Consider the following 12,296-nt stretch of genomic DNA (forward strand, 5'->3'; position numbering starts at 1 on the left):
GCCCAATTAGTTGTTGTACAGATCGATGATCGCGCTCACTGCCTGAGTCTTGATCTTGGAGGCGTCATTACGCGCGCTCTCGATCCGGTTCAAATAATGCTCGTCGATATCGCCGGTCACGTACTTGCCGTCGAAAACCGAGCAATCGAAGTTGTCGATCTTGATTTTCTTGCTGCCGCTGACCGCTTCGATCAGGTCATTCAGATCCTGATAGACCAGCCAGTCGGCACCGATGAGGTCGGCCACGTCCTGAGTGGTGCGGTTATGGGCAATCAGTTCGTGAGCACTCGGCATGTCGATGCCGTAGACGTTGGGGTAGCGCACAGCCGGGGCTGCAGAACAGAAGTAGACATTCTTCGCACCGGCTTCGCGGGCCATCTGGATGATCTGCTTGCAGGTCGTGCCACGTACGATGGAGTCATCCACCAGCATCACGTTCTTGCCGCGGAACTCCAGCTCGATGGCGTTGAGCTTCTGGCGTACGGATTTCTTGCGCGCAGCCTGGCCCGGCATGATGAAGGTCCGGCCGATGTAACGGTTCTTGACGAAGCCTTCGCGGAACTTGACGCCCAGATGGTTGGCCAGCTCCAGCGCCGCAGTACGGCTGGTGTCCGGAATCGGGATGACCACGTCGATATCGTGATCAGGGCGCTCGCGCAGGATCTTGTCGGCCAGCTTCTCACCCATGCGCAGGCGCGCCTTGTAGACCGAGATGCCGTCGATGATCGAGTCCGGGCGCGCCAGATAGACGTGTTCGAAGATGCATGGTGCGTATTTGGGGTTGGCCGCGCACTGACGGGTATGCAGCTTGCCGTCTTCAGTGATGTAGACCGCTTCGCCCGGCGCCAGGTCGCGAATCAGGGTAAAGCCCAGCACGTCCAGCGATACGCTTTCCGAGGCGATCATGTACTCGACGCCTTCGTCGGTGTGACGCTGGCCGAACACGATAGGACGAATGGCGTCCGGGTCACGGAAGCCGACGATACCGTAGCCAGTGATCATGGCCACGACCGCGTAACCACCACGGCAGCGATTGTGCACGTCGGTCACTGCCGCGAAGATATCCTCTTCGGTCGGCTGCAACTTGCCACGCACGGCCAGCTCATGGGCGAACACGTTGAGCAGCACTTCCGAATCGGAATTAGTGTTCACATGGCGCAGGTCGGATTCGTAAATTTCCTTGGCCAACTGCTCGACGTTGGTGAGGTTGCCGTTGTGCGCCAGCGTGATGCCGTAAGGCGAGTTGACGTAGAACGGCTGAGCCTCGGCCGACGTCGAGCTGCCCGCGGTGGGGTAACGCACATGACCGATGCCCATATGCCCGACCAGACGCTGCATATGACGTTGATGAAACACATCGCGCACCAATCCGTTGTCCTTGCGCAGGAATAACCGGCCATCGTGGCTGGTTACGATACCGGCAGCGTCCTGGCCGCGGTGCTGGAGGACGGTAAGCGCGTCATACAGCGCCTGATTGACGTTCGACTTGCCGACGATACCGACGATGCCACACATGCGACACAACCCCTACTTAGTGGAACTGGATTTACCGAGCACATCCTGCGGCATTGTAGACGGCAGGATCTGTTCCTTGAACGGCATGTCAGCGGGTACGCTGATGCCGCTGGCGAGCCACTTGCTGGACATCCCGAGAATCAGGTTTTTCGACCAGTCAGCGACCATGAGAAATTGCGGCACCAGCCTGGACTGCTGCCACCATTGATCCTGTTGCACCGGCCCCAGGCTCAACAGCCCTACCGCCACAACGACAAGCAGGCCTCCGCGCGCTGCGCCGAAGACCATGCCGAGAAAACGATCGGTCCCGGAAAGCCCGGTGACGCGAATCAGCTCGCCTATCAGAAAATTGACCATGGCGCCTACCAGCAGGGTGGCGACAAAAAGAATGGTACAGCTCGCGATCACGCGGGCCGAAGGTGTTTCTATGTAGTTGACCAGATACTGCGACAACCCTGCGCCAAACATCCAGGCCACAACACCTGCAATGATCCACGTCGTCAACGACAGTGCTTCTTTTACGAAGCCGCGCTTCAGACTGATCAGGGCGGAGATGGCGACAATTCCGAGAATTGCCCAGTCAACCGGAGTAAATGGCACGTTGCAGCCTGCAGACGGATAAGGCGGCGCATTTTAGCAGAGCGCCCGCCTGCCGGTAAGCAGCGATTACCGGCGCGAGGCATTTTCCTTTGTGCCAGGGGCACCAGGTGCCGAACGGTCAGCCACCCTGGGGCTGAAAGCGCACCACAATACCCTTGAGCTTTTGCTGTTTGTCGAGCTGATCGCGCAGGCGATCGGCCTCGGCACGCTCGATGAGCGGGCCGACAAACACCCGGTTCACGCCATCAGCGGTGCGAATGTAGGCGTTGTAGCCCTGGGTGCGCAGCGTCTTTTGCAGATTGTCGGCATTGGCACGATTGGACATGCTCGCCAATTGCACCGACCAACTGATCGACAGGCCGTTGGCGTCGACGCCAGCAGGTGCCGCAGGTTTGGCAGGCGCCGGTGTCGCAACTGGTGCAGCAGCTGTCGCTGGCGCCGGAGCAGGTGCCGGCTTGGCAGCAGGTTTGGAGGCCGGAGCGGCAGGTGCGGTCTGAGCGGTCGGCGCAGGCGCTATCGGCATGGCAGGCGGCTGGTTGCTGCTCATGTCATCATCACCTGGCACAGGCTCCTGAGGCAGAACCTGAGGCTCCGGAACAGGTACCGGATCGACCCGCACCTGCGCAGCTGCAGGCGCCTGAGGCGCGGCTGGCGCCTCGACCTGCACCTGACGTGTTTCATCTTCACGCGTGAAAAGCATGGGCAGGAAAATGACCGCCACGGCGATCAGCACCAGTGCTCCAACCATTCGCTGCTTGAATACGTTATCCAGCAAAGCCATTTGCAGCGTCCTCATCGGTGTACCGGGCCAACCATTCAAGGGCCTCGGCAACACAGTAAAATGAACCGAACAGCAGAATCTCGTCATCGGGCGTGGCATGCGCGCACTGAGCTTCCAGCGCCAACGCGATACTCTGATAGGACGTCACGCGGGCCCCAAGGTTCTGCAAGGCCGCCTGCAACTCTTCTGCCGGCCGGCTGCGCGAGGTCGGAAGCGGCGCAACGGCCCACTCTTCAATGACCGGCGCCAGGTGCGCGACCACGCCGTCGAGATCCTTGTCACTGAGCAGGCCAAACACTGCACGACGCTTGCCGCCGAGTGGCTGCCGCGCCAGGCGTTGCCCCAGAAACCGGGCGGCGTGGGGGTTATGGCCTACATCCAGAAGCAGGTTGAGCGACTTGCCGTGCCACTTGACGACCCTGCGATCGAGACGACCGGCGAGCCGGGTCTCGGCAAGCACCTTGCCTGTCGCATCCGGTTGCAATATATACCCCAGCAGGGCGAAGGCCTGAAGCGCCAGCGCTGCATTCTGCATGGGCAGGTCGAGCAGCGGCAGACCGCGCAGCTCGATCCGTTCGCCGTGAGCGATACCGCGCCAGTCCCAGCTGTCATCACCTATGGAAAGATCGAAATCTCGGCCACGCAACAACAACGGACAGCCCAGCTCGCGAGCTTTGGCCAGCAGCGGCTCAGGGGGCGCCGGGTCACCGCACAGTGCAGGACAGCCAGCGCGAAAGATCCCGGCTTTCTCGAAAGCGACCGACTTACGGGTGTCACCCAGGTACTCGGCGTGATCGACCCCGATACTGGTGACCAGCGCCAGGTCCGCATCCACGAGATTGACCGCGTCCAGACGACCGCCCAGACCGACTTCCAGCACCACCGCATCAAGCCTGGCCTGCTCGAACAGCCAGAACGCCGCCAGCGTGCCCATTTCGAAATAAGTCAGGGTGACATCGCCGCGCGCCGCTTCGACCGCAGCGAAGGCATCGCACAGTTCCAGATCGGTTGCCTCGACGCCCTGCACTTTCACCCGCTCGTTATAGCGAATCAAATGCGGGGAGCTGTAGACACCGACCTTCAAGCCCTGAGCCTGCAACAAGGCGGCGACAAAGGCGCAGGTCGAGCCCTTGCCGTTGGTGCCCGTCACCGTGATCACCTGGCGCGCCGGGCGTGTAAGCCCCAGTTGCAGCGCCACCTGTCGAGACCGGTCCAGGCCCATATCGATGGCCGACGGATGCAGTTGCTCCAGGTAGGCGAGCCAGTCGCTCAGGGACGTAGGGGTCATATCGTCGCAGGTGCCGGCGGGACGACGATTGGCTCGATAACGGGTGCGACAAAGCGAGGGGTTGGCAGGTTCATCATCTGTGCCAGCAGGTTACCCAGGCGCGGACGAAGTTCGCTGCGCGAGACGATCATGTCGATAGCACCGTGATCCAGCAGGAATTCGCTGCGCTGGAAGCCTTCAGGCAGCTTCTCGCGAACGGTTTGCTCGATGACCCGCGGACCAGCGAAACCGATCAGTGCTTTTGGCTCGGCGACGATGACGTCACCCAGCATGGCCAGGCTGGCGGAAACGCCACCGTAGACCGGGTCGGTCAGCACCGAGATAAACGGCAGCCCTTCTTCGCGAAGACGCGCCAGAACCGCCGAGGTCTTGGCCATCTGCATCAGCGAGATCAGCGCTTCCTGCATGCGCGCACCGCCGGAAGCGGCGAAGCAGACGAACGGGCAGCGATTTTCCAGCGCGTAGTTGGCGGCACGTACGAAACGCTCGCCGACAATGGCACCCATCGAACCACCCATGAACGAGAATTCGAATGCCGAGGCCACCACCGGCATGCCCAGCAAGGTGCCGCTCATGGAAATCAGCGCGTCCTTCTCACCGGTCTGCTTCTGCGCAGCGGTCAGACGATCCTTGTACTTCTTGCCGTCGCGGAATTTCAGACGGTCGACCGGCTCAAGGTCGGCACCCAGCTCTTCGCGCCCTTCGACGTCCAGAAAAATGTTCAGGCGTGCACGTGCACCGATACGCATGTGATGGTTGCACTTGGGGCAGACGTCCAGGGTCTTTTCCAGCTCAGGGCGATACAGCACCGCCTCACAGGACGGGCATTTGTGCCAGAGGCCTTCGGGAACCGAGCTCTTCTTGACCTCGGAACGCATGATCGATGGGATCAGTTTGTCTACCAACCAGTTGCTCATGCTTTATATCTCCAGTACCGGTGTGGCTCGAACGACTGACAAATCAAACACCAGTCGCATGCCCTCAGATAAATTCGTATATGGACGACGATGAAAGGATAGCGATCGACTCACGGCCGGACCTGCACACCCCTCACCCCGATTTTTCACAACGACGGCGTTGCACAGTGGCCCCACCGCTTACTTGATTCGACCCGCGTGCCTCTTGGCGCGGACAGGCTTATGGACGGCGGCCGATCAATAGCCGTCACATCAGGTGCCGTGCACCGCACTCATGAACGCCAGGATCTTCTCCCGATCCTTGATACCCTTGCTCTTTTCAACGCCGCCGCTGACATCCACGGCATAGGGCCGGACCTGAGCGATGGCCTGCGCCACGTTGGCCGACGTCAGCCCGCCCGCCAGAATGACCGGCTTGTCCAGGTCGTCCGGAATCAATGCCCAATCGAAGGTTTCTCCGGTACCGCCCGGCACACCTTCGACGTAGGTATCGAGCAGCACGCCGCGTGCATTGCGATAGGTTCGGCAGACCCCGGCAATGTCATCACCGGCCTTGACCCTCAGCGCCTTGATGTAAGGACGATGATACCCGTCGCATTCCTCGGGTGTTTCATCGCCATGAAACTGCAGCATGTCCAGCGCGACCGCATCCAGCGTCTCGTTGAGCTCGCAGCGACTGGCGTTGACGAACAGGCCCACCGTGGTGATGAACGGCGGCAGCGCGGCAATAATGGCACGCGCCTGCAATACCGTCACCGCGCGCGGGCTTTTCGGGTAGAACACCAGGCCAATAGCGTCGGCACCTGCCTCGGCGGCAGCCAGTGCATCTTCTATGCGGGTAATCCCGCAGATCTTGCTGCGAACGGCTGACATGTCGTGAGTAACCTCCGGTTTTTCGGAAAGTCCCGGATGTTAGCAAATGCTGCCAGGATCGTCAGCCGTCCAATTCCGCAAAGCCCGTAAGAAAATGAGGACCGATATAACGCTCTGGCAACGGGAATTCATCACGGTACTCGACGCCGACCAGGTAAAGCCCATAAGGATGGGCCGTGACACCGCCGGTGCGCCGAATCCGGCTTTCCAGCACCTCGCGCGCCCACTCCACAGGACGCTCGCCGGTACCGATGGTCATCAGCACACCGGCGATATTGCGCACCATATGATGAAGAAAGGCATTGGCGCGCACATCGATCACGATCATCTTGCCGTGGCGGGTCACGCGCAGATGGTGTAACTGCTTGACCGGCGACTTGGCCTGACACTGACCGGCGCGAAACGCGCTGAAATCGTGAGTACCCACCAGATATTCGGCAGCCTGCGCCATGCGCTCGACATCCAGCGGGCGGTGGTTCCAGGTAATTTCCTGGTTCAGGTGCGCCGGACGGATCTGATCGTTGTAGATCACGTAACGATAACGCCGGGCAATGGCCTTGAAGCGTGCATGAAAGGTGGCCGGCATGACCCTGGCCCAAGTGACGCTGACATCGTGGGGCAGATTGATATTGGCGCCCATGACCCAGGCCTTCAGGGTGCGTTCGGCCTGGGTGTCGAAATGCACCACCTGACCGCAGGCATGCACGCCGGCGTCCGTGCGACCGGCACACATCAGTGAAACCGGTGACGCGGCCACTTTTGACAACGCGTCTTCAAGGGTTTCCTGCACAGTCAGCACGCCGGACGCCTGACGTTGCCAGCCGCAATAGCGCGAGCCCTTGTATTCAACGCCCAGCGCGATTCGGGAAAAGCCCTCGGCCGCCATCTCGGCGGCCGGGTTATCTATATTCGCCAAAGTGGTACAGCCTGTCGGTTCGCGAAAAGTCGGCCATTATACGGCCGCAAAAAAAACGCGCTACTCAAGCCGGACATCTGAAATGCAAACGGCCGCATAAGCGGCCGTGTGCAGGTTGCCGGGGTTGAGTCAGGCCAGCCGCGAAAGCATCTCCCGCGCTTCGCTTTTCTGACCGTCATCGCCCTCGGTGACGACCTCATCAAGAATATCCCGAGCGCCGTCCGCATCGCCCATGTCGATGTAGGCACGCGCCAGATCAAGCTTGGTCGCCGCCTCGTCAGTACCGGACATGAAGTCGAAGTCCGGCTCGTCATCCAGCGCTGCCGCGTCCTCCGCGGTGAATCTCGGCTCATCGAGCGGCGGATGTTCGAGATTCTGCGAAAGACGCTCAAGCTCGGCATTAACGTCGTCGATTTCAGTCGCGAACGCCTGACTTGCCTGATCGGTTTCAATCTCGTCCGCCAGCGACAGGTCGAAATCCTCTGGAAGCTCCAGGTCATCACCGACCGGCGGTACAGGCGAGGTTTCACCCAAATCCAGCGGATCCTCGCCAAGACCGAGCAGGAAATCATCTTCGTTCTTGAGGGCCGGGTCTTCCTCGGACAAGTCCAGGTCGAAGTCGGCAAGGTCCTGCGGCGTTGTCGCTGCACGGGCCTCTTCCTGCTGCTGCATGACCGACTCGAAGCTCAGCTCTTCGTCATCCGCTACCGCCGATACCTTGGGCTCGTCGAGCATCAGGTCATCGAGATCGTTAACAGTAGAGACTTCGGGCACAGACGGTTCTTCGAACTCGTCCAGGCTCAAGTCGAAATCGTTATCGAACGGGTCTGCCTCTTCAACAGGCTCTGCGACCAGCGGCGCGACTACTTCCGGCTCAGGTTCAGGTGTAGCAACAATTTCGGGCTCAGGCTCTGGCTCGGCCTCCTGCTCTGCCGCATCATCGGCCAGCAGTTCTTCGAGATATTTGGCATCAAGCTCTGCAACCAGCGCAGCTGTCGTGGCCGCTGCGGCGGCTGCAGCTACCACTGGGGCAGCCGATGCAGTGGAGGGTTCAGAAGCCAGCGGCGCAGCAACAGGTGCCACCGGCTTCAGGGTCGAGTTAAGTTCTTCCCGCTGCTCGACCTCAGCTTCAAGCTTTCCCGCTGCCACCAGTTTACGTTCGTGGGCGGCATAGGCTTTGTTATTACCCTGCTCGGCGTAGATTTCCATCAGTTTCAGACGGATATCGTCGCGTTTAGGGTCTTCGTTGACGGCTTCTTCCAGCAATTCAATCGCCTGATTCATACGGCCGTAAGCGATATGGATCTCGGCCTGAACCAGCGGATCGGCAGGACGTTCACGACCGGCAGCAGCTGCTGCTGCGCCTCCCATGCGCACGTTGGGCGGCGGCACATCAAGCCCGTCGAAGCTGGCAGGCGGTGCATTCATGTCCATGTCCGAGACGAAATCCGACTCCTCGGCCAGCGCACGCGCCATGCGCTTGTGCTTCTCGGCCTCGGCCTTCGCCGCGCGACGACGCGCCAGGAACAACAGCAGCAAGGCCAGAATCAGCAATACCGCACCGCCGATCAGACCAAGCAACACAGGGTTGTTGATGATTTTCTGCAGCGCGTCCTCGTCTTCGTCCGCTGCAGCAACCGGCTCTACCGCCAGCGGCTGCTCTGGCGCCGGCGTTGCAACTTCGGCAGCTCCGGCAGGCAGCGCATCTTCAGGCGCGATCTCGCCGGCCGGTTTGACCGGGGCACCGTTGGCGTCGACCAGCGAGGCAGGCACCGCCGCGTTGGCAGGCGTCGCCGCTTCCGGGGTGGCGGCAGGAGGAGGCACAGCTGCGCCAGCGGCCTGCATCTTGGCCAGTTGACCGTTTTTCAGCTCGACCAGACGCTGCAACTTGTCGAGCTGGCTTTGCAGGTCGTTCATGCGGCTTTTCAGCTCGGCATTGTCGCGACGCGTAGTGTCCAGGGCTTCCTGAGCCACGGCCAGCTTGTTGCCGACATCGCTGTCGCCCGCCGCACCTTTAGCCGCAGGCTTGCCACTTGCCGACACCAGACTGAGGTTATCGGAGGTATCGACTTTGGAGGGCGCCGCGCCCGCACGGTTACGACGGGTAGCATCGACCTGACGTGTACCGGCCGGCAGACGGCGACCTTCACGCCAGGCGCTGTATTGCCGGGAAACTTCTGCCACTGCCTGTGATTGCGGCAGCGCGGTGGTCTGTTGCGGCGTTGGAAGGCGCAGCACCTGCCCTTTCTTCAGGCGGTTGATGTTGCCACCAATGAACGCATCCGGATTCAACGCCTGAATCGCCAGCATGGTTTGCTGGACAGTCCCGCCAGTGCGCACCTTCGCAGCGATTTCCCACAGGGTGTCGTTATTGGCGGTGACGTACTGCGACTGCTTGTCCGCGGCTGGCGGCGGCACTGCGGCTGGGTTGGCAGACGGTGCCGGTGCTGGTGCCTCGGCTGCCGGCGCTTCAGCCGACGGGGCTACCGTTGCCAGTTGCGCAGGCGCCGCGGGCGCTGCAGCGGGGGCCGGGGCAGCAGCCGCAGCGGCTGCCTCGGGAGAGAATTTCGGCGGATCGAGCAGAAGGCTGTATTCACGCAGCAACCGGCCATTGGGCCAGAGCACCTGAACCAGGAACTTCACATAAGGCTCGCGCACCGGCTTGCTGGATGTAATGCGCAGGACACTTTTACCGCTGGCATTGATAACCGGGGTAAAGGTGAGATCGTTGAGAAATGCCTGACGGGTCACGCCCGCCTGCGCGAAGTCGGCCGTGGTGGCCAGGCTGGGCACAACTTGCGTTGCGTTGAGTCCCTGAGCCTCGGTCAACTCGATTTCCGCTACCAATGGCTGATTCAGGGTCGACTTGACCGACAATTCCCCGAGCCCCAGCGCCTGCGCCATACCCGATGACAGCGCTGATGCCGCAGCGATTGCTAATACCAGTTTACGAACCTGAACCATAGCCCATCCCTTGTTTAAAGATTCCCCGAGATCCGGGGAGGTAGTCCTGCATTTGGGTGTAAGGCGTATCGCCGCTAAAACAATTATTCAAATTGTTGCCAAGTATCTTTTACACATAGTCTTTTATCAACAATTCGCCAACCTGCACAGCGTTGAGCGCCGCGCCTTTGCGCACATTATCTGAGGTCAGCCACAGATTGAGCTGCTCGGAATCGTCGGTTCCCGCCCTGACGCGTCCCACATAAACCACGTCCTGACCCACCGCATCGCCCACCGGTGTAGGGTAATCACCCGCATCGACCAGCTCGATCCCCTCTGCAGACTCGAGTGCAGCATTGACCGCCGCCACGTCGACCGCCCCGGCCGTGCGCAGCGCGACAGTGAAGCTGTCACCAAAGAACACCGGTACCTGAATGCAAGTCGCAGACACTTTGAGCGATGGCAGCGCAAGCAGTTCGCGCAATTCTTCGACCAGACGCCTTTCCAGCGGCAGGTGCCCCGACGCGTCTGGTGTACCCACTTGCGCCAGCAGGTTGAACGCCATCTGGCGATCAAAAAAACGTGTTTCCAGCGGGCGGACATTCAACAGTTCGGTGGTTTGACGTGCCAGCTCGCTGACGCCTTCACGCCCCAGTGCCGATACCGCCAGACACGCCGTTACCATCACCGACTGAATATCGATCAGGCCGCGCAACGGCGCCAGAGCCAGGGCAACCGCAGTGGCAGAAGCGCTGGGGCTGGCAACCAGACAAGGCGCGATACCACGGCTGTGCAAAAGCGTAGCATTTATTTCCGGCACCACATTCGGCGCCTGGGCTGAGGTAAATGCGCCCGAGAGGTCGATGACCGTGCACCCCGCCGCTACCGCCTTTTCGGCGTGACTGCGACTGACCGCAGGCCCCGCAGCGAAAAACGCCATGCGCACCGTGCTGAAATCGAATTCGTCGACTTCGCGTACGCGCACATTCTTGCCTCGAAACGGCACCGAGTGGCCTGCAGATTCGATGCTGGCCAGCAGGTACAGATTGCCCACCGGAAAATTGCGCTCCTCCAGAACCTGCACAACGGTTTCGCCGACAGTACCGGTTGCGCCGACTACGGCGATATCAAAGGACTGGCTCATGCAAAAACCTCAGGAAAATCAGGGAGCGGCACTTTAACCGCCGCACTGCCGACAGGCAATTCAAGCCGGCAATCAGGTGTGCATTTCAAGGCTCGAGCCCTATCGGGAAGAACACGCCATGGCTCCAGACGCCCAGCCAGCGCTGTCCGTCTATGTCGCGGGAAACGGCCAGCTCGACCAACTGATAGAAAACATTGCGGTGAATCAGCGCCTCCAGATTGCTCCGCACGTGAATGTACGGCGCCGGTTCCTGGGTGTCAGGGTCGGTTACAACCCGCAAAAGGTGTTCCGGCCCCGCTTCGCTTTGATCCTCTACATTGGTCAGAAAGCGCAATACCTGGCCCTCGCCCTCCCCCAGCACCTCGAGGCTGACAGCGACAAAAGGCGCGTCATCAACTGTGATGCCGACCTTCTCGACGGGCGTGACCAGGAAATAGTCATCGCCATCGCGGCGCATGATTGTAGAGAACAGCCGGACCATCGGTTTGCGGCCGATCGGCGTGCCCAGGTAATACCAGGTACCGTCGCGAGCGATACGCATGTCGATATCGCCGCAGAAATCCGGATTCCACAAATGAACAGGCGGTAGCCCTTTGGTTTTGGGGATCTGCGCGAACAGATCACCCGCCTTGTTTGAATCGGTCACTCAACTCTCCTGACACGGCTTCTAGCGTTCGACACCCAATAAGGTACGAGCGTAGTCCTCAAGAGGCGGACCCAGCAAATCCTCGGGGCTTTTGTCGTAAAGCGTCAGCAATCCGCCACGGCTGCGAATGCGTGCGCTGTCGATGAGGTAGCGGGTGCCGGTCTCGATCAGCATCAGCTGAATGACGCCGCTGTCGACGCCCAGACGATCCACCGCTTCCTGATCGGCCCATTGATCGCCATTGCCGATGCGGTCGTCAGCCTTGGCGAAACGCGCATAGAGCAAATAATGTGCGCCCGCAGCACGCGCCTCGACCATGGCTTCATCCAGCCCCAATGGGCCTCGGGCACGACGGACCATCGGGAAGTACTCGATAAAGCCCTTGAAAGCTTCTTCAGCCACCACGTTGGGCCGCGGATAGGCGTTGCCTGGCGGCACAAAGGCGCCCTGAGCGATGTAAATGAACGAGTCAGGCTGCACGCGCCAGTTGGCAGTACGCCGGGTTTCGCTATGGTCGAGCAGACCTGCGTCGCTGAATTGCTCGCGAACACCCTCGCCCATGTCACTGACTTTCATGCAGCCACTCAACGCCAGAAGCGCGAGCAGCATAACCAGGCTACGCATTATCCCCTCCCAAATACCGGTGACGGAAAACCGGCGAATGGTCGTCGGA

The 12,296-nt window shown here is 60.6% G+C and carries 11 protein-coding genes; all 11 read right to left on the minus strand.

Annotated features, from left to right (window positions below):
* Positions 1-6: 6 nt before the first annotated feature.
* A complete protein-coding gene (gene purF, locus JOE34_RS23345) occupies positions 7-1,515 on the minus strand; it encodes an amidophosphoribosyltransferase (RefSeq protein ID WP_003347797.1) in 1,509 nt (502 codons plus the stop codon).
* A gap of 12 nt (positions 1,516-1,527) precedes the next feature.
* Complete coding sequence (locus JOE34_RS23350) at positions 1,528-2,115, minus strand: CvpA family protein (protein ID WP_003318487.1); 588 nt, start codon at positions 2,113-2,115, stop codon at positions 1,528-1,530.
* A gap of 118 nt (positions 2,116-2,233) precedes the next feature.
* Complete coding sequence (locus tag JOE34_RS23355; RefSeq protein WP_024662244.1) at positions 2,234-2,896, minus strand: SPOR domain-containing protein; 663 nt, start codon at positions 2,894-2,896, stop codon at positions 2,234-2,236.
* Positions 2,880-4,184, minus strand: a complete 1,305-nt coding sequence (gene folC, locus JOE34_RS23360) for a bifunctional tetrahydrofolate synthase/dihydrofolate synthase (RefSeq protein WP_024662243.1) — start codon at positions 4,182-4,184, stop codon at positions 2,880-2,882. Before folC ends, JOE34_RS23355 begins: the two co-directional genes overlap by 17 nt.
* A complete protein-coding gene (gene accD, locus JOE34_RS23365; protein ID WP_003318491.1) occupies positions 4,181-5,101 on the minus strand; it encodes an acetyl-CoA carboxylase, carboxyltransferase subunit beta in 921 nt (306 codons plus the stop codon). The genes folC and accD overlap by 4 nt, the downstream gene beginning before the upstream one ends.
* A 252-nt stretch (positions 5,102-5,353) precedes the next feature.
* Positions 5,354-5,974, minus strand: coding sequence for a phosphoribosylanthranilate isomerase (locus JOE34_RS23370; protein ID WP_003390839.1), 621 nt, complete (start codon positions 5,972-5,974; stop codon positions 5,354-5,356).
* Between the two features lie 61 nt (positions 5,975-6,035).
* Positions 6,036-6,860 (minus strand): tRNA pseudouridine(38-40) synthase TruA, encoded by an 825-nt coding sequence (gene truA, locus JOE34_RS23375; protein ID WP_003390841.1) that lies wholly within the window; start codon positions 6,858-6,860, stop codon positions 6,036-6,038.
* Between the two features lie 159 nt (positions 6,861-7,019).
* Positions 7,020-9,854 (minus strand): FimV/HubP family polar landmark protein, encoded by a 2,835-nt coding sequence (locus JOE34_RS23380; RefSeq protein ID WP_122220273.1) that lies wholly within the window; start codon positions 9,852-9,854, stop codon positions 7,020-7,022.
* 109 nt (positions 9,855-9,963) lie between these two features.
* Positions 9,964-10,977, minus strand: a complete 1,014-nt coding sequence (locus JOE34_RS23385) for an aspartate-semialdehyde dehydrogenase (protein WP_032660185.1) — start codon at positions 10,975-10,977, stop codon at positions 9,964-9,966.
* An 85-nt stretch (positions 10,978-11,062) separates the two neighbouring features.
* Positions 11,063-11,623, minus strand: a complete 561-nt coding sequence (locus JOE34_RS23390) for a DUF1285 domain-containing protein (protein ID WP_032660187.1) — start codon at positions 11,621-11,623, stop codon at positions 11,063-11,065.
* 21 nt (positions 11,624-11,644) lie between these two features.
* A complete protein-coding gene (locus JOE34_RS23395; RefSeq protein ID WP_003318496.1) occupies positions 11,645-12,247 on the minus strand; it encodes a DUF4823 domain-containing protein in 603 nt (200 codons plus the stop codon).
* Positions 12,248-12,296 lie beyond the last annotated feature (49 nt).

Source organism: Pseudomonas sp. PvP028, from assembly GCF_017832255.1.
GTDB classification, from domain to species: Bacteria; Pseudomonadota; Gammaproteobacteria; order Pseudomonadales; family Pseudomonadaceae; genus Aquipseudomonas; species Aquipseudomonas syringae.

Bases quoted from the DNA above. Each gene is read 5' to 3' on its own strand.
- JOE34_RS23395 (WP_003318496.1), bottom strand. From the start codon at position 12,247: ATGCGTAGCCTGGTTATGCTGCTCGCGCTTCTGGCGTTGAGTGGCTGC.
- JOE34_RS23355 (WP_024662244.1), bottom strand. From the start codon at position 2,896: ATGGCTTTGCTGGATAACGTATTCAAGCAGCGAATGGTTGGAGCACTG.
- JOE34_RS23370 (WP_003390839.1), bottom strand. From the start codon at position 5,974: ATGTCAGCCGTTCGCAGCAAGATCTGCGGGATTACCCGCATAGAAGAT.
- folC (WP_024662243.1), bottom strand. From the start codon at position 4,184: ATGACCCCTACGTCCCTGAGCGACTGGCTCGCCTACCTGGAGCAACTG.
- purF (WP_003347797.1), bottom strand. From the start codon at position 1,515: ATGTGTGGCATCGTCGGTATCGTCGGCAAGTCGAACGTCAATCAGGCG.
- JOE34_RS23385 (WP_032660185.1), bottom strand. From the start codon at position 10,977: ATGAGCCAGTCCTTTGATATCGCCGTAGTCGGCGCAACCGGTACTGTC.
- accD (WP_003318491.1), bottom strand. From the start codon at position 5,101: ATGAGCAACTGGTTGGTAGACAAACTGATCCCATCGATCATGCGTTCC.
- truA (WP_003390841.1), bottom strand. From the start codon at position 6,860: ATGGCGGCCGAGGGCTTTTCCCGAATCGCGCTGGGCGTTGAATACAAG.
- JOE34_RS23380 (WP_122220273.1), bottom strand. From the start codon at position 9,854: ATGGTTCAGGTTCGTAAACTGGTATTAGCAATCGCTGCGGCATCAGCG.